The following is a 26,049-nucleotide window of genomic DNA, read 5'->3' as shown; positions in this document are numbered from 1 at the left end:
AATATGAAATTTGAAATATTAGCTAAACCTGATTTTCCTCTTATTAAATTACAAATGAATTCTGGAGAATCGATCCGTGCCGAATCAGGTGCGATGGTCGCAATGTCTCCTGAGATCAAAATGGAGACAAAGGCACAGGGGGGCATCTTCGCCTCTGCAAAAAGAGCCTTATTCAGCGGAGAATCTTTCTTTCAGAATACGTTTACTGCAGAAGGTTCCGGAGAATTATTTTTAACTTCTGCCACACAAGGAGACCTAGAACATCGGACCCTACAAAATGAAGAATTGATCCTAAGTAGAGGGGCCTATGTTGCAGGAAGTACGGGACTCGTCATTGACAGTAAATGGGGAGGATTTAAGGGATTTTTCGCGGGAGAAGGTTTATTCTTCCTAAAAGTTTCCGGAGCAGGAGACCTTTTCTTTTCTAGTTTTGGAGCAATTCATACTGTGGATGTGGAAGGAATGTACATCGTAGACACGGGTCATATCGTAGGTTTTGAGCCAAGCCTAGAATATCATTTGGATAAGGTAGGCGGCTTAAAATCCCTCTTCTTATCAGGAGAAGGAATCGTCGCAAAATTTTCCGGTAAGGGCAAACTTTATCTGCAGACTAGAAACCAAAACTCTTTTGCTTCTTGGGCAAACGCCTGGAGAAGAGTGGAACGTTCTACCAGTGGAGGGGATTAAGCCCTTCCTGTATAACCGATCACATCCATAAAGGCGGAAACGGAGAATACCGCCTTTCCTGGTCCCGGTTCTCCATAACCTGGAGGCACTGGTAGATTATATTTTTCGAATGTAGACTTCCAGACTGTGAGTAATTCGCAGAAATATTCTAGAGGAGGACCTGCCTGAGTTCCTAAAGTTGTATAAGGTTCAGGGCACCATGCAGTGAATCTAGGCATGATCCCCTTGGACATGAAGAAGTCTAAACCTTCTCCGGTAGATTTGATCGCTTCTGCGACTGTAGCAAATCCCCAAGGTTGGGAAAGTTCTACTCCTCCCACAAAGTTCGGGATTACATAAGAAGGCCCAAAAATTTCTGCGGAGTCTACGATCCTTCTGATCCAAGTATCTCTACCGATATACGCTTCTTTTCCAGGACAAATTTTTCTGAATAGTTCCGGTTCCCATACCTCGTAGTTGGGATGATAAACTTGGATACCTGCGTCTTTGAATTTTTTGCAGTCATCATTTTCCCAGGCTTGGGAAACGATCTTGCCCATCCATCTTCCAGGGAATTTTTGCTCGATTGCTTGCGCGTATTCTAAATAAAAATCTATTTCATTTTTCTTTTTGAGAGAAGTGATTACGGATCCGCCTGTGATCGTATACACTTTTGCGATCTCGTCTTCTGCATCGATCCAAGACAGAACTTCTAAAATATCTTCGATGTCTTTAACGCCGGTATAAGGTCTGCCTGCATTCTTCTGTTGTCTATAATTATGATTGATATCGCAGTAAGCACATTCTTCGTCTTTACCGAAGTATTGGCAGTTACGAAATACGGTTAGATAGATCAGATATCCCCATTCAATAACCGGTGCGATCTCTCCCGGAATTTTTCCGGACTTCGTTTTATGTCTGTACCAAGCAGGTTTAGGTGGATACTCTAACTTTCCTAAAAATGTTTCGTTTAAATAAAGACCTGGTCTTCCTTCGTCTTTTTCTCCGGCAGGAATACGTTTCACTTTATAAGGTGAATCCGGATTATTACGGGTAGAAACTACGGTCGGTAATAAATTGAAATAACCGCCGGTGATTTTGATCTCTTCCGGAGCTTTAGAGTCGGTGCCTTCTTTCATATCTGCAAGTGGAATATGATCAAAGGAGAAGATGAAATAATCCTTTGTCTTATAATCTTCCCCTACTTGAAAAGATTCAGGAAGAAAATGGATCCCTTGCCTCAGAATATCCTGTTTCAGAATTGCTTCGAATGGGATCTGTTTATATTTTTTTTCCATTTCCTCCAATAAGGCTATGGAAGATTCGGGGCGAAGGGTGCTCGTGCTCATCTTAACTCCAGACTGGTTTGTGGGTGAGTTTTGGCATCTAGTTTTTGGCTTTTTCATCCTTGACTGAGCGATTTCAAACTGTATTTTTTTCTGCCAGAATGATACGATTTCGCAACAGGATCTTAACCTTCTTTCTATTTCTGGGACTCTTACTCTTTACGGGAGAGGGCACCTATCTTCTCGCCAAAACTAAAAAACAAAAACCTAAAACGGAAAGCAACGTAGAATACGTTTTCGGTTGGACTCAGGTTGCTTCCGGATTTAAAGAAATCACGGATATACAATTTCATCCGAGCCTACCGGGTGAGATGGTAGTTTTGGAGAAGAAGGGGAAAATCCTTCTCTGGAATTTTGCCAACAATCAATCCAAACTAATCGCTGATTTTACCGGGAGTGTGGAAACAAGGTCGGAAGAAGGTTTACTGGGTCTCGCATTTCACCCTAAGTTTTCGGAAAATAAACTCTTCTATATCAATGCAGTTTCTAAAGAATCCGGGAAGGACCAAACATTCATTTTAGAATTTCGTTGGGATGATTCGAAAGTAATACGTTGGCAAGATCGTAAAAGGATCTTACTTAGAGTGGATCAGCCTTATTCCAATCATAATGCAGGCCAACTCGGTTTTGGTCCGGATGGAAAATTATATATCGGTTTTGGGGATGGAGGAGCAGCTGCAGATCCTTATAAACATGGACAAAACACTTCTACTTATCTAGGAACTCTGATCCGAATAACGCCTAACCTGGATACGAATGCCCCTCCTTATAAAATCCCGGAAGACAATCCTTACAAAAACTCACCCGGATTTTTGCCTGAGATCTGGGCGTACGGATTCAGAAACCCTTGGAAATTCTCCTTCGATACTAAAACAGGAGATCTGTATCTTGCAGATGTAGGACAGGATGATTGGGAAGAAGTAGATCTGGTTCTAAAAGGTAAAAATTACGGCTGGAATATAAAGGAAGGATTCCACTGCTTTTTACCTAAGGCAAATTGCGAAAAACCGGGGTTAACTGACCCAATACTGGAATACGATCATGATTTGGGTCGTTCTATTACCGGTGGTTACGTGTACAGAGGTAAAAATCTTTCCAAATTCTATGGATGGTATATATTTGCGGACTTTATCTCAGGAAAGCTCCTAGGTTTTTCCACCGAAACAGAAGGTAAAAGGAAACTAACTATATTAGGGGATACTCATTTCTTAATCAGCACATTTGGCCAAGATTCCACAGGTGAGCTGTATTTTGGTGATTTTAGTTCAGGAAATATCTTCCAAATTGGAAAAAAAAATTGAAATAAATTGAAAATCCCAAATCCATAGATGTTAACCCAATATAGATCGGACTGCCTCCACCGCGGTTTCTGATTAATCTCGATCAAAGAAGGATAGGGGTATGAATAAGATCATTTCCGTTGCATCAGCCGTCCTAATGGTCGGTCTGTTGACATCCGGAGCTTGTAAAAAGCCTGCGGAGAACGCGGATTCCGCGAACGCAAAACAGAGCCAACCATCGGCAATCGTAGTATTTAGCGTTGGAGAAGCAAAAATCCAACACGCTGACTTAACTGAAGACAAAGCTAGTCTTGGAACTGTCCTGAAAGAAGGGGACAAGATTGAAACCAAGGCAAAAGCAAAAGTTGATATCCAATTCTCCGACGGATCGGCTGTTCGTTTAGCTGAAAAGTCAAGCTTGGAATTCTCTGCTCTAGCTTTGAATACCCAAGGAAACACTGACACTAGATTGTCCTTAGTTTCCGGAAAAGTTTTCGCTAAAGTAAATAAAGCAAGCAAAGACGATCAGTTCTCTGTAGTAACTCCGACCGCAATCGCGGGAGTTAGAGGAACTTCTTTCGTTGTGGATCGTACTAAAAACGACAGATCTGTCGTGAAAGTATTAGAAGGATCCGTTGCAGTATCTCCAAGAGTTCGCGCTCTGGAAGGTGCAACTGCTGAAGAAATTTCTGCGAATGCAGAATTGCAAAAGATCAAAGCTTCTTTAGACAAAGCTGAAGTTATCTTAGAAAAAGATGAATCTTCTATAGTAAAAGCTCCTGATAAAAAATTCGGTGAGAAAGAACTTACTAAGCTAGATGCTACTTTGGAGAAAGATATTCCTAAAGCGGTTACTAAACTAAGTGGCGCTGGGGTATCCAAAACCGAAGAAGAAGAGATCAGAACCATCGTTACTCTGGACAAAGAGACTACCGATAAATTAGCAAAACTAAATATCGATCCTAAGTCCGGTAAAGTTGACGAAGCTACAAACGCTGCTAACGAAGCTGAGAGAAAGAAAATCGAAGAAGAATTAGCTAAGCGTCAGGCTGATGAGCTGAAAAGATTCAAGAACGTTCTTGTTTCCGCTCCTAAAAACCTGAAAACCAATAAGGATCTTGTAAACTACTACGAAAAACTGGAAAAAATCGTATTGGCTGATGGCAAAACTACCATCATCGGAGCGATAGTAGACCAGCAAGGTAGTACAATGATCGTCCATACCGAAGACGGTATCAAGAAGATCAATCAGGATGATGTGAAAGAAGTTATCTACGACTTCCAAACTAAATCCGAAAACTAATCCACAGGCACAAGCTTAAAGGTGGAAAAATCCCGGGTTGCTCTAAAGGGCAGCTCGGGTTTTTCTATTTATGGGGTTTATGATGTGGATGAGTATCCAGGTAATGATCCCAAAGTTTTAGGATCATATTAGAAATTTCTTCTAGATCTAATATCAGAAGTTTATCTTTATAATTTACTAGTAATTTACTTTTACCGAATTTTTGGATCTCTCCCCATTCCACTCTGAAACCTGGGATTAAACTAATCGCATCAAAAAGAAGATCTTTGATCTCCATTTTAGAAACATGACCGTCTTGTTTGGAAAGATAAGATAGAATAGAATGAAAGATGATCTTTTTCATCTCTCCAGAATCCGGAATATCCGGAAATTTATCTTTGGCTCTTTTTAATTTTCGAACCACGGCACTTGCTCGTCCGCGTGATAAGAACTTCTGACCAAAGGTCCTGAGAATACTGTCCTGAATCCTAAGGCTTTTCCGAATTCTTTTAGATCCTTGAATACTTCAGGGCGAATATACTCGCTCACAGGAAGATGTGTAGGAGTTGGCTGCAAATATTGTCCTAAAGTGATCATCTGAACTCCTACGGATCTGAGATCTTTCAGAGTTTGGTGGACTTCTTCTAATGTTTCGCCAAGTCCAAGTATGAGTCCACTTTTAGTTAAAAGTCCTTTTTTAGATGCATGTTCCAGAACATCTAATGATCTTTCATATTTTTTAGCAGGAGCCACAGTGGGAAATAATCTCTCCACTGTTTCTAGGTTATGATTGAATATATCCGGTTTGGAAGAATAAACGATCTCTAAGTTTTCTTCTCTCATTTTGAAATCCGGAACTAAAATTTCAATTTTGCATTCAGGTAGTCTTTCTCGGATCAACTCTACCGTTTTTTTATAATGAGCCGCTCCTCCATCCGCTAGATCGTCTCTGTTTACTGAAGTGATTACCACATGGTTTAAGCCCAAAGCTTTTGCGGATTCTGCTACTCTTAAAGGTTCTTCCGGATTTAATGCGAGAGGTTTTCCAAAGGCGACATCACAGTAGGAACAACGTCTCGTGCAGATATCTCCTGCAAGCATATAAGTAGCGGTTTTTCTAGACCAACAATGGTTTAGGTTGGGGCAAGAAGCACTTTCGCAGACTGTATTGAGTTTTCCACCCTCGACAGAACTACGAACGAAATCTACCGGATTTTCCTTTTCACGGAAAGGAAGCCTGACCTTTAACCAATCCGGTTTTTCGGGAGCTGGTTGGTAAGCATTGGATCTGGGCTTCTTTTTAAGTGGATTCACCCTTAAAGCCTCTGCCCGAGTCTCCAAAGAGTCAAGTGTTTTGGGTAGCCGGAAATAGGTGGGTGTTCGATTCTGGAGGGATATCGGTATAGGACTGGGGAAAGTTTGAGCGAAAATATCGCGAAAGTGAAAAAAGGGGAAAAACCCCAAAAAGAGATCCGGATCAATCGGTTTCTCTCAGACTGCGGTCTTGGTTCGCGCAGAAAGGTCGAAGAATTGGTTCTTTCCGGAAAGGTAAGAGTCAATGGTGTGATTGAAAAGAATCTGAGCACCAAAATCAAAGTAGGTCTGGACTCCGTTCAGGTAGGAAATAAAAAATTAGAACCGCCTACAGAAGCCGTATTTTTGGCCTTAAACAAACCGAAAGGTTTTCTTTGCTCCCATAGCGATCGTTTTCATTCTAATACGGTTTTTGAGTTACTCCCTAAAAAGTACGGAAAACTTTTTATAGCAGGGAGACTAGACCTGGATTCCAGGGGACTTCTTCTTTTATCCGACCAAGGGAATTTAGTCCAAGAGATCACACATCCATCCGAAGGTTCCGAAAAAGAATACGAAGTAATCTTAGAAGAAGAATTGGATTCCAAGGAAGTGAAGGACAGATTCACGAAAGGGTTTATGGACGAGGGAGAATTTTTAAAAGCGGAGAAGGTTACATCCTTAGTAAAAGGAGAAGGATCTTCCAAGTTTAGAGTGATCTTAAAACAAGGAAGAAAACGTCAGATCCGTAGGATGTTCTCAATCCTTGGAGGAAGAGTGATCGACCTACAAAGAATCCGTATCGGAAAACTTTCTTTGGAAAAATTGAAAATCGGAGAAGGTAAGTTTGTCTTACTGGATCCTAAAGTTTGGAGACCATGAATTTTACCAGTTTAGAATTTTTATTTTTTTTCTGCCTAGTATTTCTGGTGTATTGGAATCTTCCTGATCGATGGAAGAAATTTTTTCTAATCCTAAGTTCAGGATTTTTCTACGCATTCGCTTCTTGGAAATTCCTGTTTCATTTGATCGCTGTCGTTTCGATCAATTGGTTTTTTATTCGATTCTTTTTGAATAAAAAATGGTTTTTGCCGGTTTCTATAGGATTCAATGTTCTTAATTTAGCTTTTTTTAAATATTTCTATTTTTTCGCGGATCTTCTCGGAATATTTTTAGGAATCCCCGAATTCCAAAATAAGATCAGCCTAGACGGCATTTTATCCAAATCACTGGAATGGGCCGGTTTTGAAGTAGTACTTCCGCTTACTATCAGCTATTATACTTTTCAGTTAATTTCTCTACTTGTGGATAAGAAGAAGGGATTGATACAAGAGGATCTAGGTTTTTTAAAGATTGCTTCTTATATTTTTCTTTTTCCGGTAATGATTGCAGGGCCTATCCTAAGATATTCCGACGTTTCTACTCAATTCGATTCTCCTAAAATGGAAAAGGAAGATATGGTTGATGGGTTATGGTTGGTAGTAGTCGGTCTGTTTAAAAAATCCGTAGTTACCGCTTTAATGTCCGGATCCATTTTTCAGGTTTTTGCGGAAACTTCTTCTTTTTCCGGACAAGCGCTACTCAGTACGATTTATTTTTTCGCGATCTATCTTTATTTGGATTTTTCCGGACTTACCGATCTTGCAAGAGGAATGGGAAAACTTTTAGGTTTTACTTTACCTCAAAACTTCAAGGCTCCGTTTTTCTTTAACGGTTTCGGGGATTTCTGGAGAAGATGGCATTTGACCTTCTCCTTTTGGATCCGAGATTATTTGTATATTCCGCTTGGTGGTTCAAGAAGTGGGACATTGCGTACCTGTTTCAATTATTTGGTCGCGTTCGGATTAGGTGGTCTTTGGCATGGGGCTAATTTAAATTATCTGACCTGGGGAGCTTTGACCGGGCTTTATCTTTCCGCCGAAAGAGCATTTAAGGATTGGAATATAAAATTGATACCAGAAATACCGTATGTAAAGAGAACGATCACTTATCTATTCGTTCTGCATATATATATAGTATCTTGGATCCTATTTTTCACTCCGGATTTCAGCTCCGCAGTCGCTGCTGTACATAGAATTCTCGTTTGGGCCCCTGGAGTAAATTTCCCGAATATGGAACCTTGTATTTTTGCACTCTTTGTGGCTTTATTTTTCCATTGTGTGGAGGAATGGCCTGAAAGATTTAAAGTGGATTTGCGATGGAAAACGATACTTCTTCCTATCGTTTGGATCCTAGTTCTCCTAGCTTTACCTACGGGTAATGCGGATTTCTTTTACGGGCAGTTTTAATAAGATCATGAAAAAGAAATTTATCTATATCCCTTTAATTTTTATCGTTTTCCTGTTCTTTGCGGATAAAATTTTTCTCTTGGATTTTTTCAAAACATCCTTTTACCAAGAAGGGAATCCTGTCTATTACACTCATCGAAATCATCTTTTCGAAAAATTAAAGAACGATCCTTCTTTAAAAGAGAAAAATCTAACCTTGGCCTTCGGAGATTCGAGAGCTTATCCTTATAGTATAAAAACTCTTCCCGAGAATATACAAAAGGATTGGACCGTTTATAATTTTTCCGGCCCACAAGCGGTACCAGCTTACGGTTTCTATTGGTTTCGTAAGATTATCCAATCCGGGATTAAACCTAAGGCAGTCTTTTATGTTGTTAGTCCCGAAGGTTTCGTAGACGATTCGAGAGGACTTTTATACGAACCGTTCTTAAGGATAGGAGCTGACGAGGAGTTTAGACAAACATATTGGGATCATTTTTCCGATTCCGATAAATTAGAGATCCTTAAAGAAAATTTCTTTTCTATCAGAAAGATCCGACCTGGATTCAAACTTTTTTGGTCCAGACTGACAGGTGGAAAACTAAAACAGTATAGAGCCGACCAAAATCATGAAAATTTAATTTTGGAATTGGGGAACGGGGAACAACTCGGATATGCAAGTGTCAGTAATAATCCTAAAAAACTGGCAAAGGATGCACTTAGATTAAAGAGTATTTATCTCTCAGGATTTACCTTAGGAGAAAACGAATTTTATTTCGTTGAAGAATTTTTAAAATTAGCGAAAGAAGAAGGGGTCAAAACCTATCTAATCTGGCCTAAAGTATATCCGGGATATAGGGCCGGGTATTACGAATTAGGACTCGAAAAATCCTGGTGGCCAAGAATACAAAAGCTTGCCGAAGCATACGGTGCTTCTGCAGCGGACATGAATACTTTAAGTTCTTGTGATTTATATTATGACGGTTCTCACCAAAGTGTACTTTGTATATTAGAACAGTCTGAAATTCTGATGAATGATTTTACAGGGAAGAAAAAACTTCCCTGAGAAATCACGCAGCAAATCACCACTTCAGTTTCTTAGCGTCTTCTAAGAATTTTTCCAAACCGATATCAGTTAACGGATGTTTGAATAACTGCTGATAAGCGGAAATCGGCATAGTCGCGCAATCAGCTCCACGAAGAGCGGACTCTTTCAAATGGATTGGTCCTCTAATGGAAGCAGCTAAAATTTTAGTTTCGTAACCGTAGTTATCATAAATCTCTCTGATCTCGGAGATAAGTTCCATTCCATCCCAAGATGTATCGTCTACGCGACCGATAAATGGAGAAATATAAGTTGCTCCCGCTTTTGCTGCGAGAAGTGCTTGAGGTGCGGAAAAACAAAGAGTTACGTTTGTAGGAATTCCTTTCTCAGTCAGTTTTACTACAGTTTTTAATCCTTCCGGAATTAAAGGAACTTTGATGACCACGTTTGGAGCGATCTTTACTAATTCGTCTGCTTCTTTTAACATGTCCTCATGTTTGGTTGCGAGTACTTCCGCACTTACAGGACCAGGTACGATCGCACAGATCTCTTTGATCACTTCTTTAAAGCTACGACCTGACTTAGCGATCAGTGATGGGTTTGTAGTAACTCCGTCCAAAAGACCGTAGGACGCGATCTCTTTGATCTCGTCCACATTGGCTGTATCTAAATATAATTCCACGTAAATGCTCCGAAAGATTTTGAATCTCTCTGGATAGTGGCGGCCTTAGGTGCCTTCGGTCAAGGATTTCTTACGGGATCAGATCTCTTAAAGTTTTGATTTCTTCCGCAGAGAAGAACTCTTTGTATTCTTTTTCGATCTGTGCCTTTACCTTGGAGCTGAAATAATCCACTCTTCTGGTAAAAGGTTGTTTTTTATAAGCTTCCTTCCACTGGACAATAAATCCACCTGCGGGAGGTGCCTGTCTTTCGTCGGTTAATTCCCAAATTACAGCCCCACCGATTTTTTTATCATCGAAGGTCTCTTTTTTGGGTTTTCCGTATTTATTCTCCAGCTTGGACTGAACCTCTTTGCCTGGAAGATAACGGAAAGAAACTCCAACAGAGAATAATTTACCTGGTTCCAGATGTTCGTCTTCGTCGGGAGAAGTTTCTTTTTCAGGGCGAGGTTGGTTCTTGTCTTTTGGACGGGAATCAAGCACCAATTTAGGAGTGGAATAAAAACGGTATAGATAGAAGATCCCATTTCTTCTTACAAGTAGGGACTTCTCCTTATCTTCATGAACTACTTCTATTTTTTCGTCACTTTGAGGATTGGCTGCTAAGGATAAAAACTTGTCTCTGACTTGCCCATAAGATGCTTCCCAGGAGACTTCTGCAAATCCGTCTAAGGTCGGCTTGGAGCCGTTATTTCTGGAATTATCTCCCGGAAATTGTGAGAATACTGAACTCCAAGGCAGGAGTAAGGAGAATAAGAACAGGTAGATGGATTGCCCTTTCATTCTTTAACTATCGGCAGAAAACCAAACAAGAATTAGGAATCTTCCCCCAAATCCTCTATATCTTCTTCCTCTCTATCTACACGAATTCCGCCGAATTTCACCTTTCCGTTCCATCTTAAGATAAGAAGGACCAGTAAGATCAGTACATTCGGAAGAACGAATAAAAAGGAAATCTCATGATAGAGGCCGTAAACCGCCAGATTGGAGGCGATCACTGAGATAAATATCCCGGAAAGTAGGGGGATCTCTTGGTTCAGTAGTCTTGCTAGAAAGGATCCGCTGTTTCTAGAAATCCTGGCAGCTCTTAAAACTTCGGAAGAAATAAAAGAGTAGAATGCGAGGACTAATACAGGCATTAAAAAGGACAGAAAGAAATAATTTCCAAAAGAATCCGTATAATGAGGAGAGCCGATAAGCCCTCCAGTAAGAGTCCAGACATATGCGAAGAAAGCGGAAAGTCCGAATGCAAGAAGTCCATATTGAAGACTTCCCGCAGATTCAAAAATGGAAACGATCTTAGAAGGAATAATTCTCGCCCAATCAGTAAGTTCCTGTTTTTCGAAAGTATCTTTCCCGCTCAGGTAGATAAGTCCGAAATAATAGTCTCCTAAGGAAACAATTACTAACGTGATAACTAAATAGATCAGGTAGAGAAAGAATTCCATGTTAATGCCTAAAATGCCTCATGCCGGTGAACACCATGATCAACCCATGCTCGTCGGCCGCCTTGATCACTTCTTCGTCCCGGATAGAACCTCCGGGTTGGATGATTGCTTTTGCTCCTACTTTTGCGATCGCATCTATTCCATCTCTGAAAGGGAAGAATGCATCACTCGCTACATAAGAACCTACAACTGAAAGTCCTACGTTTAGAGCCTTGGTTGCACCCAGTTGAACCGAATCCACTCTGGACATTTGCCCTGCGCCAATTCCTAAGGTTGCGTTCTCTTCCGTATAAACGATCGCGTTTGACTTGATAAATTTTACGGTAGACCAAGCGAACATCAAACCTCTGATATCTTCTTCGGTAGGTTGTTTTTTAGAAACGATCTTCAGATCTTTTTCCGTAATGGTTGCATAGTCTCTATCTTGTAGAAGAATTCCATGATGGATCGGTCGGAGATCCATTTCATCCAATGCTTCTTGGAAATCTGCGATCTCAATCAAACGAACATTCGGCTTTTTAGAGAAATATTCCAAAGCAGCAGGTTCGAATTTCTGAGCGATCACACCTTCTACAAATGTCTCTCCGATAAGAACCGCCAATTCTCCGGTGACCGTTCCTTTGATCCCTATAATCCCGCCGAATGCGGAAATAGGATCAGTTCTTTTGGCTAGACGGAAAGCTTCTAGTGTATCATCCGCGTAAGCGATCCCGCAAGGATTCAAATGTTTGATGATACATACGGTATTGTCAGGAAGAAGTGCGGAGATATGGAATGCCGCATCAAAATCCAACATATTATTAAAAGATAATTCTTTTCCTTGGAGTGGAGAAAATTCGCTTTTGGTAAACAAAGGTTCGTAGAATGCGGCCCCCTGGTGAGGGTTTTCTCCGTATCTGAGTTTTTGTTTTTTGGTAAAGGAAAGATTCAGGATGTCCGGGAACTTCTCTCCGGCAAGCTTATTGAACCAAGAAGAGATTGCGGTATCATACATTGCAGTATGAGAGAATGCTTTTCTCATTAAAAGGAAAGAAGTGTCCGCATCCACGGAACCATCGTTTACCTTCATGGATTCTTCGACAGTTTTATAATCGTTCGGATCCGTAACCACTACCGTATGTCTGTAATTTTTACTAGCGGAACGGATCATAGAAGGTCCGCCGATATCGATATTTTCGATTGCTTCGTCCAGATGAACCCCAGGTTTGGAAACAGTCTGCACGAACGGATATAAGTTCACAACTACCAGATCGATTTTAGGAATTTTTAATTCTTCCATCTTCTGTCTGTGTTCCGGTTTGGAGGTCACACCCAAGAGTCCTCCATGGACCTTAGGGTGGAGAGTTTTTACTCTTCCATCCAAAATTTCTGGAAACCCTGTATAATCGTCTATTGCGATTGCTTTGATTCCGTTTTCGGTAAGTGTTTTGAGGGTTCCACCAGTGGAAATGATTTCCACTCCTTTAGATTCCAGGTACTTAGCGAATCCGATAAGTCCTGTTTTGTCGCTAACTGAAATAAGGGCGCGAGTGATTTTGATCATGCTAGAGGATTGAGACCTTCCTGTCTTTAATGAGGAGCCGATCTTCGCAGAAGTGTTTAACCGCGAGGGGCAGGATTTTATGTTCCTCTTTGAGAATGGCAAGAGTCAATTCTCTTTCGGTCATTCCTTCCTCGATTTTAACAACTCCCTGCAAAATGATAGGACCTGAATCCACACCCTCGTCCACAAAATGAGCGGTGCAACCCGCGAACTTCACTCCATAATCGAATGCCTGTTTTTGAGCATGCAAACCGGTAAAGGAAGGAAGCAGAGAAGGATGTATATTGATAATCCTATTACGAAAGGCTCGGATGATTTCCGGCTTAAGGATTCTCATATACCCGCAGGCCACGATCAGATCCGGAGAGATCTCTTCCAGGGTGCGGAGAAGGTCCAGATGGTATTCTTCTTTTTTGGAATAAGATTTGAAGTCTAAAATTTTGGCCGGGACATTATGGCGGGCAGCGATCTGGATAGAAGGGGCCTCAGGGTTATCAGTGACTAAAAAAGCCGGATTTCCGGGGATTTTTCCCTTTTGGATTACCTGAAGGACAGCTTCTAGGTTGCTCCCCCGCCCGGAGGCCAAAAAGACAAGCTTTTTTCTGGGTTTGGGAATCAGGCTTGCCAAGAATTTTCGCATCCGATACGCTAAGAATTACCAGTCCACGTTAAGGCGGTCCGGAATTTTGTCGAAAAGTATTTCAGGAGAGACACATGTCACTTGCTAGAAAATCGACGGCGTCCGTCGAACAGTATAAATCCAATGAAATTTCTACTGTGAGTCAGGGCCGGCTTATCGTGATGTTATATGAAGGAGCAATTCGCTTCCTGAACGTTGCCATCGAGAATAATACACCCCGCAAGTACGACGTGGTGAATAATAATATCCTAAAAGCCCAAGAGATAGTGACTGAGCTAATGCTTGCCCTCAATATGGAAAACGGGGGAGAGGTTGCAAACAACCTTCTTGGCATTTACGTTTATATTAAAAAGCGCTTATTAGAAGCCAATATGAAGAAGGACAGCGAGATCCTTTCCGAAATCATCAAATATCTGGAAGACCTAAAACTTGCTTGGGAAGAAATTGAGAAGAAGGAAAAAACTTCTTCCGTGGTCCCTATGCCTTCCGCCGGTTCTAGAGGAACTGGACTTTCCCTCCAAGGTTAAAATTCAATGGCGGGAAGGGTTTCTAAAAGTCTAAATTCTATGGAAGAAAAACTTTCCTCCTATTATGAGGAAAAAATTTCCTTTTTGGATAAACTGATCCAACTTCAAAAACGCCAATTAGAAATTCTTGGTTTCGGAGACGGAGAAGGCACTGCCAAATTGGAAATCCAAAATTCGGACCTTGTCGAAAAGATGAAACGACTGGACCGCAAGATAGAACAATTAGAAGAATCTTCTCCGCAAACCTTAGAAATTATTCGACTCTCTGATACAATCTTCCAAAAATTGGAGGAGTCCAGGGATTTGAATTCCCAAGTAGGGGAAAAGATGGAGATCATTTTGCAGGAATATCGCAAAGAGTTAAACTTGGTTCAATCCAAGATCCAACTCAAAAAATTCCTAGCTCATAGGAAATTAGGTTGGAAGACGGGGACCTGCTAAGCCGTGCCCTGGACTTTTACGGACTCCCCAAAAAATTCGACGCAAATCTAGTCCGGAGCAGATTCCGGGAACTCTCTCGTAAATATCATCCGGATTCAGGCGAATACGAAACGGATATTTTATTCAAGGAATTGGTCCAACTGAGGGATGTTTTACTTTCTTCCCTACAAAATGACCCTTTTGTAATTTTAGAAAATTCTAAAGAAGATCCGGAAGGATTTCAGTTTTATAAACTAGCCAAACAAAAAGCCGCGCAAGCGATCGAAAAATATTTTCAGTTCACCGATGGAAATCCGGTATATCTCAAAAAGGAAGACAATCCTGCGCTTCTACGTTTAAGAGAGGAATTAGAAACGGCTAAAAATGAATTAGAAGGGTTCTTGGAAAAGTTTCCCAAAAGTATCTGGAAAGAAGATACCGAAACTACTCTTAAAAAGATAAACGTCTGGTTTAAAGATTAAGGAACTTGTAATGTATTCGAAGGCATGGAGAATACATAAATATCTTTTGTTCCACTATTTAAATCCAAAGAGATCACAGAGGATCTAAGAGTTAAGTAATCTCCCGAATTTAAAGTAGCCACAATCTTACATACTCTGTTTGTATTTTCTCCTGCTCCGGGAACTGCAAGTGGACCTGCAGTCGGATTTACTTCTATAGAATATTCTTTTGGTTGGTTTGGAAGTAAGTTCAAAGGAAGTTGGCATGCTTTTCCGGAAGAAAAATCGGCAGGGTTCCTAGATGCGTCCGAAGTACTTCCAGTATATAAAGTATAACCGCTAAAAAATGCTTCCGGATTTCCGGCTCTCAGTCTGAGTTCATATACTCCGGTACCGATCAAAGTAATTCCTACCAAGGTAGGTGGAGTGGTTACAATCCGATTCGTGGAATAATTATAACAAGAGAATAAGGAAAAGATGAATAGTAAGGTAGAGAAGAATCTGCTCATTCTTCTGGATAAAAAAAGATTCATTTAGCTGCGTATATAGTCCGCCCAGCCGAATTTTTCGACCAATTGGGTGGATACTGAAAATTGTGGAAAACGTCTCTTGTTTGTCGACCGATTTTCAGGTACTTCCCACTTGAGTTCTTGCAGAAGTTTGTTTCCTTTTTTGCTATTGCAGTCCCTGCAGGCAGTGACCAGATTTTCCCAGGTATGATAGTCCTTTGGTTTTTTTTCCCGAGGGATCTCTTCCCAACGACTTTTAGGGATTACATGATCTAAGGTAAGTTTGGAAGAAGGCAGTTTACGTTTGCAATACACACATTCGTGATCATCCCTCAAGAATATATTTTCTCTAGAGAGTTTATGCTTACGTTTAGGGACCTTATAATAGTCTGTAAGTAGGATGATCCTAGGAGTTGTGAATTTAAGTTTTTCAGACCTGATAAATAGGCCTTTTTCGTCTCGAATGAGTTCTGCTTTTCTGAGAATTAGAAGGATTACGGCGTCTTTAACGGTTCGGATCGCAACCGGGACATAGGTCGCGTTCAGCACCAACACAGGTTGGGTTAGAACATCCATATCTAACCAAACTGTATAGATTCACAAAATTATGTCGAGTAAAAGTATTATTTCCCGGAACGTTTCTTTTTGATCGTGAAATATAGAATGAGGCCTAATACAAGAATTCCTAATAATGCAAAGATTGTAATTTGTCCTTGGTGGACCAAGCTGCTAAGCTGGTCCAAATTTTTTGCACCATAATGGCCTAGATAAACCCAGATCGGAACCGAAATCGCAGCGGCGAACATATCCAAAAACAAAAACCGAAAGAAGGAGATACGATCTGAGGTTCCAGCCGTTAGATAGATTGGCATCCTAAGCCCAGGCATGAACCTAGCCATAAAAACGACCCAATTTCCGTATTGGGAAAACTTCTCCTGAACTTTGGAAAATCTTTCCGGGGTTAAAAATTTGGCGATAAAAGGAATTTGTAGTACCTTCTCACCAAAAACTCTTCCGAGTAAAAATACAGAACCGTCTCCTACAAGAACTCCGGCCATACCTACACCGAACATTACATGTTCGTTAGCGTATCCTAAACCAGCTAGAACTCCGCCGGAAACCAGGGAGATATCCTCCGGAATCGGAAGACCGAAACCACAAAGAATAAGAGTGGAGAAAACCGCTAAGTAAGCGAACTCATTCCCAAAGCGGGAAAAAAAATTGACTAAATCCGGGATATTAACTAGATCCATGAATGCTTCTATTTGTTCCGACTAGAATTGCACCAGTGAAACTTTTCCTAAACAAATTGGAATCGAAAAACTAGATTTGTTTGACTTGCTTTTGGTCTTTTTAGGTTCCAAATTGGTTTCAGGTGCAAAAAAACAGAAACCAGATTATCCAAGCCGAAAATTCTCTACTAGCAGGGTATGCAGTTTTGCAGGACGAAACTGGCGGAAGAGAATACAAGGAAGAAGAACACCCGTACCGTATCCCTTTCCAGAGAGATAGAGATAGGGTAGTTCATTCAAGTGCATTCAAAAGATTACAATATAAGACCCAAGTATTCGTTTATTCGGTAGGGGAGAATTATCGTAATCGACTCACTCACACTCTAGAAGTTGCAGGGATTTCTAGAACGATCGCCTCAGCATTAGGGCTCAACTCTTTACTTGCAGAAACGATTGCACTCGCTCATGATCTAGGGCATACACCTTTCGGACATGCAGGCCAGGATATGCTTTCCGACCTAATGGGAGAATTCGGCGGGTTCGAACATAATAAACAATCGGTTCGAATTGTTACTATATTAGAGACACGTTATCCGGAATTCCCTGGACTCAATCTTTCCAAAGAGACCTTAAAAGGAATGATGAAACATGGGGCGGAATATGACGGCTCTATGTTGGGAAAAGAAAGAAAAAACGAAGGTCCAAGTTTAGAAGCACAATGCGCAGATGTAGCGGACGAGATCGCATACACAAGCCATGATATCGATGACGGTTTGGAAATGGGTTATCTAAAAGCGGAAGATCTGGATTCTCTTTCTCTCTGGGCAGAAACTTCTGAAATGGTAAAAGGTAAGTTCCCTAAACTAGATGGGAAAGTTTTTGTTCGTACAATCATTCGGGAACTAACGAATAGTATGGTCTCTAATATGATCTCGACAATTGAATCCAGGATATCTGATTGGAAAATTTCAAATCGTTCTGATCTGAACCTTGCCTACCAAGAAGGAAAAAGGATCGCGACCTATGAACCATCTTATGGAGAAAAGGTCAGGGAATTAAAATCTTTTCTGTACAAAACGTTGTATAGACATCCTTCCGTTGTAGTCACAAGCGATAAAGGAAGAGATATGATAGAAACATTATTCTTTCATTTTAGAAAGCAGCCTGATTCTATTCCGGAAACCTATAAGAGAAGGATCCAAAAAGAAGGTCTGGAAAGATGTGTATGCGACTACGTGGCCGGAATGACCGACAGATACGCAGAAGAAATGGCATCCAGTCTAGGAAAATAATCTTCAGTCTGCAGATTATTAGCGAATAGAAAGAATTGTTTCTTCTAGAACAACCAAAAGAGAATCCACTTCTTCTTCCGTAGTATATAGACCGGTAGAGATACGGATCGCTCTCAAAGCTTCTTCATTAGAATAGCCCATTGCTAATAAGGAAGGAGCCGCTTCTCTTGATCTAGATTTACAAGAAGATCCTGTAGAAACTGCAAATCCTTTCTCTTCCATTCCCATCATAAAAAAGTCAAGATCGTCCAAGGGAAGTAGTGCAAATGTTGTGGAAAATAGTCTTGGAGAATTTTCCGCGACAATCTCTGCACCTAAACTTTTGAGTTTGGATTCTATCTTATTTCTGTAATATTCCAATCTTTTGTTTTTATTCTCCATTTCGGCGAATTGTATTTTTGTCGCTTCTGCCAAAGCTAAAATAGAAGGAGAATTTTCCGTACCCGCTCTATGTCCATTCTCCTGATTTCCTCCTTGGAAGACTCCGCCTTCCGGTAGAAATTTTGGATCGAACCATAAAACGGAAGATCCTAATCCACCGCCGATTTTATGTCCGGAGAATGTAAATCCGTTCAAAACCGAAAAAGGAACCAGAATTTTAGAGAATGATTGGATCAGATCGGAATAAAATGGCATTCCATATTTTGTGGAAATTTCCGCTAATTCTTGGATCGGTTGGATCACTCCTGTTTCATTGCCTGCATGCAGAACAAATACAGGTCCCGGCTCATTCTTCAGATTGGATTCTAATTCCGAAATCGAGACAAGTCCTGATTTATCGGTGTTTAAAACTTTATAAGGAATTCCTAAACTTCTAAAAGAAGAATACATGGCGGCATGTTCAAAAGGAGATAAATAGGCTATAGTTTTAACAAATTGTTTTGCAAAGTATATAAGGGAATAATCCGCTTCCGTTCCGGAAGATGTAAATACGAACCCTTTAGGATCTTTTCCTGTAAGTTTAGCTAATACTTTTCTAGCTTCTTCAATTTTGCCTTGTCTTGCTAAAGAAAATCGAGTAGGCCCGGAAGGATTAAAAAAATCTTCCTCATATTCTTCTAAGATCTTAGTTAATAAACCTGGAATAGGAGGATGGGTCGCATTATAATCGAAGTATTTAATTCTTTTCATCGAAAATATCGTCTGCTTCTTCGTATCTTCCTTTTCGACGGAGTGTATACTGCAATAGTTTCTTTTTATCTTCGATCAGATCTTCATAGCCGGACTTATCATTGCGATAATTTGGATCAACCGTATAGACTTCGGTATCCAAGGCATCCAATTCTTTGAGTGCTTGGTCAAAATCGGATTCGTGCAATAGACATCTGACTCTCATTAATTTTGCTTGGAATCTGGTCCCTAAATCTGTAGAAGAGGATCGATAAACCGCTTCGAACATATCCTTTGCTTTTTTTCTATAATTAGAATCTCTTTCTCCTAATTTATAGAATAGTTGAGCATTTCGGTTCAAGTTGGAATAAAATACTTTTGCGCCTTCCGTATCGGAAACTTCACATGGTATTGCAGCGATTGCACTTGCTCCCCAATATTTTGCTTCTGCAGGAATGGTTCTTTTAGAACAGGAAAAATACAAAACTCTTGTGAATAAGGAAACCGATTCTTCCGGAGAAAGAGAAGGATGGGATTCATCCGTTCTTAATCTCAGCAATTCCAATGTTTTTAATAGAAGTGTTTTATACTTATTTGCTGTTAATGTAGTAGTATCCGGATAATCTTCTGAGAATACAATTGGGTCTGATTGGGATTCTGTGATCTTTTTCCAGATCCGGATCTCTTTTGGAAGATCTTCAGTTATATTCACATCTTCTTCTTTATTGCAGCTAAAACTGAAAAAATTCAGGATTTTTTTCCACCAAGGAATGGATGGAGGTTTTACTTCTTTTAGTTTTTCAAATACTAGTTCTTCTATTCTTTGGATGGCTTGGAAATGTGCCAGTATTGCTTCTTCCGGGCGGCAAGAAGCGAAAGAAGAAATTCTGATCTTCTCCAAAAGACTTTTACCTGCGATTTCCGGTTTATCTTTTCCAAGAGTTGCCTGGATTGGAGGAGAATTATAGCCGTCAAAAGGGTTATAGTTTAAGGCTCTTTTATAATAATCTAAAGCTTCTAAAGGGATTTGGTAGAATTCTTTCCAGTATTCGAAAGGATCCACAGGTTTTTCTCCCGTGGAAAATTTGGTCTCGCTTGGATTTGCAAGCCTTTCAATGGTCCAACCTTGGTGCTTCGCTTCCATCCAGCTTGGTACCCTGAAAATATCTCCAGTACCTTCTTTTCCTATTCTAAAGGCACGGACACAGGCTCTGGATAATTGATCGGTCCTCAGGTAATGTTCAATCTGTCTGTATTCTACTTTTTCGGATAATAGATCGTCTCCCTTGGACTGCAATTTTGCGGAAAGGGAAGGATTTAAGACAGGAGGTTCCAACCAAAGTGCGAAGGAACGTAAAATCTGGAATCTCCTGGGATAGATATAGATCGCTGCCAGGGTCCAAATCAACAAAAGTGTTAAGAATAACTTTTTCTTTTCTTTTAGAATGCTGAACAATTTCTTTCCTTAAGTTCCGGAAAATTCGTTAGACGAATAGAGTCCCTCGCTTGAGAGTAGAGAGAGTGAAGATTTCGCTTTTTTCGATTCCAAACCCTATACAAGTCCGGGGATTATGAAACACGCAAGCATTATTCCGATCCTTCTGGTATCCGTGCTGGATGCAGGCAGTTTATTTGCTTCTCCCCAAAATACTGACTCCGTTTTTGTATGTAGGGATGTTGATTCTTCCGGAAGGGCTAAATCCGTTTGGCCGGCCTATTATTATTCTCTCGGTTTAGAGAATTTGAATAAGGCCAGAAACTCTGAAGGAAGAGAAAGAACGGAAGAAATCATAGAAGCAGTCCGAAATTTCCAAGATTATATTCGATGTTCTGAATCTGTAGGAGTTCCTGTTTCCGCAGTATTCCGTTGGAATAAGGCACTCGCACATTATTACTTGGGCCAATGGAAAGACGCGGTTTCCGAACTAGACTTGGCTGAAAAGTCAGATCCTAATTTTAGGGAATCCTATATTTTAAAAGGAACTATTCTTTTAAACAGCGGAGAATATGAAAAGGCCGCTACTTATTTAGAATCTCATCTGAGTAAGTTTTCAGAAGATCCTGATTTTTATTATTTATTAAGTTCAGCAGAGCTTGCTCTGAAAAATGATGCAAAATCTGTTTTGTATTTAAGTTCTCTTCGTGATCTGATCAAACAAAAAGATTCCAATCCGAAATATCCTGAATTCGTATATTTATCTTTGGGAAAAACATACTTTGCCTTAGGCCAAAATACGAAGGCGCTCTTTTATATTTCAGGTTATCTGGAGATGAGGCCTGAAAATTGGGAGATCCGATTTCTTCTCGCAAAAATTTTAGACCAGTTAGGAAAGTTTTCCCAGGCCAAAAAACAATTACAAAGAATTCTACAAGAGATCCAGGGAAATTCCTCGGTGGAATTGATGCTCGGAGAGATGTATTTTATAGAAAGTAGATCTATGGCGGCAGGTTATTTTGAGGATCTAAAGAAAAAAGGAAAACTGAATAAGGACGGGGTCCTATTCGGGCTTTATTCCGTACTGAATTCCAAATACTCTGATGCAAGAAGGATACTTTTCCCATTAAAAGAAAGATTTCCGAAAAGGTTGTCTATTCGACTCGGGGTTTTGGAGATCCAAAAAAGAGATCCAAATATTAATAAAAAAGAATATATCCGTGAATTGGTAGAAGTAGCTTCGATCGCACTGCAATCCCAATTAACCACACTCGCGGAAACATTACTTCTGGAATCTATCAAGATTACGGAAGAGGAAAAATTAGATCCAAGAATTCTCGCAGAACAATATGACTTTTTAGCCGGAGTCTACGAACAATCCGGTTCTGTATTTAGATCCATCATTTCCGTTCGTAAAGCGATCCAATTTACATCTTCTCCAGAAGATTCCAAAAAGTATGAATTACATCTTGCATTCTTGCTCAGAGGAAATCCTCCGGGAAAGGTCCAGGAATCGGAAGAGATCATCCAAAATATTCTTAAAAATGACCCGAATAATCATTATGCGTATTATCTTTTAGGAATTGTTCTATTCCAATCCGAAAAGTTGGAACAAAGTAGAGGTGCATTCGAACAAGCAATTCGATTGGAACCAAAATCTTCCGTGTATCATTTTTACAGGGCTTCTACTTTAGAAAAATTAGGAAGGCTTCCTGAAATGGAAGCGGATCTTCGTAAGTCTATGGAACTAGATCCTGAAAATCCGATCGCTTATAATTATTTAGGTTATCATTATTCCGAAAAAGGAATCCGTCTGGATGAGGCACTCGATCTTATCCGAAAAGCAGTAGAACTTGCTCCTGATAATGAAGCCTACCAAGATAGTTTGGGTTGGATCTATTATAAAAAGGGTAGAGTAGATGAGGCTTTATTACATTTGAATCTTGCCTTCCAAATTTTGCAGGATAAAAACGAATACGATCCTACAATTTGTGAACATTTAGGTGATGTTCATCATGAAAGAAGAGAATTTGCGGATGCCAGAAGATTCTGGGAAAAATCAGAAACTCTTTTCCAAAAGAAGGAAGACAAAGTTCGAATTCGAGAAAAATTGGAGAGGTTAAGAACGAATCCGGTCTCAAATAAATCTTAAGACCGGGAGGACTTGTTTTGAGAACAAACCATTTCACTCGAATTTTTAGATTCGGATCATTATTCTGTTTTATTCTATTATTTCAATTTTGTGTGACCACTGATATTGAAGAGATCAATTTCCGACAAAAAGGGAAAATCAAATTTTGGAGCGCTAAATCCAAGGAAGGGTCCAAATACTTAGATAACCTTCGTAAATTAGAAGAATCGAATACTTCTTATTCAGGAGAATTTGATATACGTATCCAGAATTTTTTCCCTAAGAAGGATGTATTCTCTTTATCCGGGAAGATCTTCTATGATAAGCCGACAGGCAAAATGCAAATTGAACTAACCGACAAACTTTTCGGGATCAGTGTTTCTAAAGTGTTTAGCGATGGCCAAACAATTCGGATCAAAACCGTTTCCGTGGATAAGATCCATGAACAAACTATGGATGATATCGTTCTATCCGATCCTAGCACCGGAAAACAAACGGTAGTTCCTTTCCCAGTGATCTACTATCTTCTTTCGAATAGAAATGCTGAATTATTCAAACCACAATGGACGCTCGTTCAGCCGAACGATGGAATTGTTCTGGTCAGAAAACCGGGAGAAGAATGGACTTACTACACCGCAGAAAACGGGATCCGTTCCGTGGAATGGGACTCCAGCGGTAAAAACGTAAAGGCGGTCACAAGTGTTCTTGGAGAAGTGGAATTTCCTCCTAAGACCACGATTACTCGTATCGTCTCCAGAACGGATGGGGCAGACCAGAATCGTATCGAAATTAAAATGAAAAAAGTATCCCGAACTGATAAGTTGAACCAAGTAGTGTTCGGATTCTAATATTAAGGAAAATGAATATGTTAGACGTAGAGAAAAACGGTCATATTTTAGAACTTTATATAAAAACAAACGAGACCAATTCTTTAGGAAGAGAGTTTTTCCGCAAATTTAAGGAAGTGCTCGAACAGGCGGAAAACGATAGATCCGTTAAGTCTATTCTTCTTTCCGGAAGAAATGATAAGTTTTTTTCCAATGGATTCGATCCTGAGATTTTCGTAGGTAAAAATCTGGAAGAAATTAAAGAAGTTCTCAGAGAAGCACTCGGTGCCTGCGGAAGAGTTTTATTCTCTCCTAAACCCGTTGTTTGTGCAATGAATGGACACTCTATGGGAGTGGGTGCAGTTATTGCTATATTCTCCGATTATAGAATTTTAGTGGAGAAAAAAGGAAGACTAGGTTTTCCGGAGTCTTTGATCGGTATTAATTTTCCATCCACAGCAGGAACAGTTTTAAAAGATCTAGTCGGAATGAAAACTGCAAGAGATCTTTTGTATAGCGGAAGAGGCCTAAAAGCGGACGAAGCTGTTCAAGTAGGACTTGTGGAAGAATCTGCAACTCCGGAAGATATTATTCCGAAAGCAAGAAAATGGTGCTCTCAATTCCAAGACATGGCAATGGAATCAGTAGTAGGCGTCAAAATTGCTCTTAGAGATTCTCAACGTTTGCTTGCTGACACTTTAGAAAAAAGAGATGTGGATCTTCTTGCGCAAGCAATCGCTAGTTCTAATGGTCAGGAAGGAATGAAGTCTATCCAGGAAAGAAGACGTCCAGTCTTTACCTAAAATAAAAAAGCCTGGGAAAAATCCCAGGCTTCTATGCTTCTCTCTGCCGTTTTAGGCATATTTTTAAGAATGGAATAATTTTCCTGGGTTCAGAATTTCTTTTTGGTCCAATACTTTTTTCAGCCCGTTTAAAGCTTCTATACCTGGTTTTCCTAAGCTGGACTCATACCATTTTTTATGATCGAAACCGACTCCGTGATGGTGGCTGATCGGAGCTTTAAAAGAAGTGAATGTATCCGAAACGGATCTTTTCATCTTAAACCATTGTTCTTCCGGTTTTTTGGGATCCATCGGGAATAAGATCGTATAATACAAACAAGCTCCCTCATGATAACTATGAGATAAATGGCACATAGCGATCGAGCCAGGGATGGAATTTTGTAAGGACTCAATTCCTGCTTTATGAAGATCCTCTAATTTATCGTAAGTACTGGAAGTTTCCATCGTATCCACTCCCATTCCGTACTGCATTACATGATTTCTTAGGAAAGGCATATTGTACCTGCTATGGATCCAATTTTGACCTAATTTTTCCCCTGCGAAGATCGCCCCGCCTTTTTTCCAAAGTTTTTTGAGACCTTCGAAAGAATGATCTACTTCTTGTCTTGATCCGTCCAATCCTACTAGAACGACACATTTATTCTCACCGATACCTACTGATTTTAGATAAGAATTCTGCAGGAACTTTTTGAATTTGCGGATTGGTGTATTCTTCTTTCCAAGTTCTCCTAGATATTCATAGAGTCTAGTTTCGTTTGCATCGGAAAGTCTCATCATAGAAGTTTTGATCTCTTCTTGGTTTGCTTTGCGGATAAAATTGATAGAAGAAAGTAGATCTGGAAATACTAGTCCGAAATATTTTCTAGTTTCCGGGATTTTATGGATCTTGATCGTAACTTCCGAAATAATTCCTAAAAGACCTTCGCTGCCTGCGATGATCTGATTCCAGTCTGGTCCGATAGAAGCGGCAGGTGCTCTTAAAGTTTCTACCGTTCCGTTCGGGCTGATGAGTTTTACGGAACTTAGTATCTCTTCTATCTTTCCGTATCGATTGGATTGTTGTCCCGCACTTCTTGCCGCGACCCATCCTCCCAAAGTAGAATACTCGAAAGATTGAGGAAAATGCCCCAAGGTGTATCCTTTTAAGTTGAGTCCGTATTCTAATTTAGGTCCGTAGATCCCAGCTTGGAAAGTTGCAGTCATACTGATCGGATCAAAAGATACAAGTTCAGTCATTTCTGTCATGTCCAAGGAAAGAACTGCTTTTTGTCCTTTGCCCTTGATCACTTCGACTCCGCCCACTACGGAAGATCCTCCACCGAACGGAATAACAGTGATCTTGTTTTTAGAACAGTATTCTAAAATTTTAATAATCTCAGAATCTTTTTTAGGATAAACTACTCCGTCCACGAATGATTTTAAGCTATTGAAGTGAAGTCTTAATACATCGTAATAACTTCTGCCGGCAGAATGGAAAATTCTCTCATATCTATCGTTTTTGAAATTGTTTTTACCTACGATTGCACTTAGGCTTTTGATATCATTCGGGCTTAGTTTGCCATTAGGTAGTTTGATCTCATCTAATGAAACTGGAGGTGTTTCTCGGATAGAATCTAATTTAAATTCTCTTTGGAGAAGTTTGAGTATCTCAGGCATTTGAGCCTTTCTACCGAAGTCCTGATCGTTTGCCCCCCAGGCATTCCATCTAAGATTGGATCTGGAATAGTCGATTTTGGAATTGAGCTCGTGGTAGAACATTTTAGTCTTTCTCCGATTAATTAAAAACGTTTCCAATAAATACGAATCTTCCCT

General features: G+C 40.1%; 27 protein-coding genes. 13 read left to right on the top strand and 14 right to left on the bottom strand.

What is annotated here, in order from left to right:
- Positions 1 to 3: 3 nt before the first annotated feature.
- A complete protein-coding gene (locus EHO58_RS19280; RefSeq protein ID WP_135681010.1) occupies positions 4 to 687 on the top strand; it encodes a TIGR00266 family protein in 684 nt (227 codons plus the stop codon).
- Here EHO58_RS19280 and EHO58_RS19275 read toward each other — a convergent pair.
- The gene (locus EHO58_RS19275) at positions 684 to 2,015 is read right to left on the bottom strand and encodes a radical SAM protein (protein ID WP_135681009.1); all 1,332 of its coding nucleotides are present in this window, start codon (positions 2,013 to 2,015) and stop codon (positions 684 to 686) included. The genes EHO58_RS19280 and EHO58_RS19275 overlap by 4 nt on opposite strands.
- Before the next feature lie 98 nt (positions 2,016 to 2,113).
- Between EHO58_RS19275 and EHO58_RS19270 the strand changes: the two genes are divergently transcribed.
- On the top strand, positions 2,114 to 3,313 hold the full coding sequence (locus EHO58_RS19270) for a PQQ-dependent sugar dehydrogenase (protein ID WP_208728873.1): 1,200 nt from the start codon (positions 2,114 to 2,116) through the stop codon (positions 3,311 to 3,313).
- 100 nt (positions 3,314 to 3,413) lie between these two features.
- Entirely contained in the window at positions 3,414 to 4,595 is a 1,182-nt protein-coding gene (locus EHO58_RS19265) for a lipoprotein LipL45 (protein WP_135626295.1), read from the top strand.
- 64 nt (positions 4,596 to 4,659) lie between these two features.
- Here EHO58_RS19265 and EHO58_RS19260 read toward each other — a convergent pair whose 3' ends face one another.
- Together EHO58_RS19260 and lipA are read right to left on the bottom strand one after the other, a co-directional pair.
- On the bottom strand, positions 4,660 to 4,998 hold the full coding sequence (locus tag EHO58_RS19260) for a hypothetical protein (RefSeq protein ID WP_135626296.1): 339 nt from the start codon (positions 4,996 to 4,998) through the stop codon (positions 4,660 to 4,662).
- Complete coding sequence (lipA, locus tag EHO58_RS19255; RefSeq protein ID WP_135626297.1) at positions 4,983 to 5,888, bottom strand: lipoyl synthase; 906 nt, start codon at positions 5,886 to 5,888, stop codon at positions 4,983 to 4,985. The genes EHO58_RS19260 and lipA overlap by 16 nt, the downstream gene beginning before the upstream one ends.
- Before the next feature lie 105 nt (positions 5,889 to 5,993).
- Between lipA and EHO58_RS19250 the strand changes: the two genes are divergently transcribed.
- From EHO58_RS19250 to EHO58_RS19240, 3 genes are read left to right on the top strand one after another with little or no spacing between them, the layout of a single operon-like run.
- Positions 5,994 to 6,749, top strand: coding sequence for a pseudouridine synthase (locus EHO58_RS19250; protein ID WP_135626298.1), 756 nt, complete (start codon positions 5,994 to 5,996; stop codon positions 6,747 to 6,749).
- Complete coding sequence (locus EHO58_RS19245; protein WP_135681007.1) at positions 6,746 to 8,155, top strand: MBOAT family O-acyltransferase; 1,410 nt, start codon at positions 6,746 to 6,748, stop codon at positions 8,153 to 8,155. The genes EHO58_RS19250 and EHO58_RS19245 overlap by 4 nt, the downstream gene beginning before the upstream one ends.
- 7 nt (positions 8,156 to 8,162) lie before the next feature.
- Complete coding sequence (locus EHO58_RS19240) at positions 8,163 to 9,200, top strand: DUF1574 domain-containing protein (protein WP_135681006.1); 1,038 nt, start codon at positions 8,163 to 8,165, stop codon at positions 9,198 to 9,200.
- 16 nt (positions 9,201 to 9,216) lie between these two features.
- Here the strand turns inward: EHO58_RS19240 and fsa are convergent, their stop codons facing one another.
- From fsa to purN, 5 genes are all read right to left on the bottom strand, one after another.
- Complete coding sequence (gene fsa, locus EHO58_RS19235) at positions 9,217 to 9,861, bottom strand: fructose-6-phosphate aldolase (protein ID WP_100707267.1); 645 nt, start codon at positions 9,859 to 9,861, stop codon at positions 9,217 to 9,219.
- Positions 9,862 to 9,931: 70 nt separating this feature from the next.
- Positions 9,932 to 10,642: a hypothetical protein gene (locus EHO58_RS19230; protein ID WP_135626301.1), complete on the bottom strand. Its 711-nt coding sequence runs from the start codon at positions 10,640 to 10,642 to the stop codon at positions 9,932 to 9,934.
- Positions 10,643 to 10,674: 32 nt separating this feature from the next.
- A complete protein-coding gene (locus EHO58_RS19225) occupies positions 10,675 to 11,307 on the bottom strand; it encodes a hypothetical protein (RefSeq protein ID WP_135681005.1) in 633 nt (210 codons plus the stop codon).
- A gap of 1 nt (position 11,308) precedes the next feature.
- Positions 11,309 to 12,850 (bottom strand): bifunctional phosphoribosylaminoimidazolecarboxamide formyltransferase/IMP cyclohydrolase, encoded by a 1,542-nt coding sequence (gene purH, locus EHO58_RS19220; protein ID WP_086446381.1) that lies wholly within the window; start codon positions 12,848 to 12,850, stop codon positions 11,309 to 11,311.
- Between the two features lies 1 nt (position 12,851).
- A complete protein-coding gene (gene purN, locus EHO58_RS19215; RefSeq protein ID WP_135681004.1) occupies positions 12,852 to 13,478 on the bottom strand; it encodes a phosphoribosylglycinamide formyltransferase in 627 nt (208 codons plus the stop codon).
- 86 nt (positions 13,479 to 13,564) lie between these two features.
- On the opposite strand from purN, the gene fliS reads away from it, so the two are divergent.
- The 3 genes from fliS to EHO58_RS19200 are packed head-to-tail and all read left to right on the top strand — an operon-like array spanning position 13,565 to position 14,919.
- The gene (fliS, locus tag EHO58_RS19210) at positions 13,565 to 14,017 is read left to right on the top strand and encodes a flagellar export chaperone FliS (protein ID WP_100724678.1); all 453 of its coding nucleotides are present in this window, start codon (positions 13,565 to 13,567) and stop codon (positions 14,015 to 14,017) included.
- A gap of 6 nt (positions 14,018 to 14,023) precedes the next feature.
- Entirely contained in the window at positions 14,024 to 14,458 is a 435-nt protein-coding gene (locus EHO58_RS19205; protein ID WP_135626304.1) for a hypothetical protein, read from the top strand.
- Positions 14,437 to 14,919, top strand: a complete 483-nt coding sequence (locus EHO58_RS19200; RefSeq protein ID WP_135626305.1) for a molecular chaperone DnaJ — start codon at positions 14,437 to 14,439, stop codon at positions 14,917 to 14,919. Before EHO58_RS19205 ends, EHO58_RS19200 begins: the two co-directional genes overlap by 22 nt.
- Here the strand turns inward: EHO58_RS19200 and EHO58_RS19195 are convergent.
- The 3 genes from EHO58_RS19195 to EHO58_RS19185 are packed head-to-tail and all read right to left on the bottom strand — an operon-like array spanning position 14,916 to position 16,660.
- Complete coding sequence (locus EHO58_RS19195) at positions 14,916 to 15,407, bottom strand: LIC11661 family lipoprotein (RefSeq protein ID WP_208728877.1); 492 nt, start codon at positions 15,405 to 15,407, stop codon at positions 14,916 to 14,918. The genes EHO58_RS19200 and EHO58_RS19195 overlap by 4 nt on opposite strands.
- 24 nt (positions 15,408 to 15,431) lie before the next feature.
- Entirely contained in the window at positions 15,432 to 15,983 is a 552-nt protein-coding gene (locus EHO58_RS19190; protein WP_135626307.1) for an HNH endonuclease, read from the bottom strand.
- Between the two features lie 47 nt (positions 15,984 to 16,030).
- The gene (locus EHO58_RS19185) at positions 16,031 to 16,660 is read right to left on the bottom strand and encodes a DedA family protein (RefSeq protein WP_135626308.1); all 630 of its coding nucleotides are present in this window, start codon (positions 16,658 to 16,660) and stop codon (positions 16,031 to 16,033) included.
- Positions 16,661 to 16,782: 122 nt separating this feature from the next.
- Between EHO58_RS19185 and EHO58_RS19180 the strand changes: the two genes are divergently transcribed.
- Complete coding sequence (locus EHO58_RS19180) at positions 16,783 to 17,931, top strand: deoxyguanosinetriphosphate triphosphohydrolase (protein ID WP_135681002.1); 1,149 nt, start codon at positions 16,783 to 16,785, stop codon at positions 17,929 to 17,931.
- An 18-nt stretch (positions 17,932 to 17,949) separates the two neighbouring features.
- On the opposite strand, the gene EHO58_RS19175 is transcribed toward EHO58_RS19180, so the two are convergent.
- Complete coding sequence (locus EHO58_RS19175; RefSeq protein WP_135681001.1) at positions 17,950 to 19,062, bottom strand: cysteine desulfurase family protein; 1,113 nt, start codon at positions 19,060 to 19,062, stop codon at positions 17,950 to 17,952.
- Positions 19,049 to 20,497: a hypothetical protein gene (locus EHO58_RS19170; protein ID WP_135681000.1), complete on the bottom strand. Its 1,449-nt coding sequence runs from the start codon at positions 20,495 to 20,497 to the stop codon at positions 19,049 to 19,051. Before EHO58_RS19170 ends, EHO58_RS19175 begins: the two co-directional genes overlap by 14 nt.
- Before the next feature lie 115 nt (positions 20,498 to 20,612).
- On the opposite strand from EHO58_RS19170, the gene EHO58_RS19165 reads away from it, so the two are divergent.
- From EHO58_RS19165 to EHO58_RS19155, 3 genes are read left to right on the top strand one after another with little or no spacing between them, the layout of a single operon-like run.
- A complete protein-coding gene (locus EHO58_RS19165) occupies positions 20,613 to 22,628 on the top strand; it encodes a tetratricopeptide repeat protein (RefSeq protein WP_135680999.1) in 2,016 nt (671 codons plus the stop codon).
- 17 nt (positions 22,629 to 22,645) lie between these two features.
- On the top strand, positions 22,646 to 23,455 hold the full coding sequence (locus tag EHO58_RS19160; RefSeq protein WP_135626313.1) for a hypothetical protein: 810 nt from the start codon (positions 22,646 to 22,648) through the stop codon (positions 23,453 to 23,455).
- Between the two features lie 17 nt (positions 23,456 to 23,472).
- A complete protein-coding gene (locus EHO58_RS19155) occupies positions 23,473 to 24,237 on the top strand; it encodes an enoyl-CoA hydratase/isomerase family protein (protein WP_135680998.1) in 765 nt (254 codons plus the stop codon).
- 63 nt (positions 24,238 to 24,300) lie between these two features.
- Here the strand turns inward: EHO58_RS19155 and EHO58_RS19150 are convergent, their stop codons facing one another.
- Positions 24,301 to 25,995: an FAD-binding oxidoreductase gene (locus EHO58_RS19150; protein ID WP_135680997.1), complete on the bottom strand. Its 1,695-nt coding sequence runs from the start codon at positions 25,993 to 25,995 to the stop codon at positions 24,301 to 24,303.
- Between the last annotated feature and the right edge of the window lie 54 nt (positions 25,996 to 26,049).

Origin of the sequence: Leptospira selangorensis (assembly GCF_004769405.1) — a bacterium.
Lineage (GTDB): Bacteria > Spirochaetota > Leptospiria > Leptospirales > Leptospiraceae > Leptospira_B > Leptospira_B selangorensis.
This window is presented reverse-complemented; position numbering and strand designations above follow the sequence as displayed.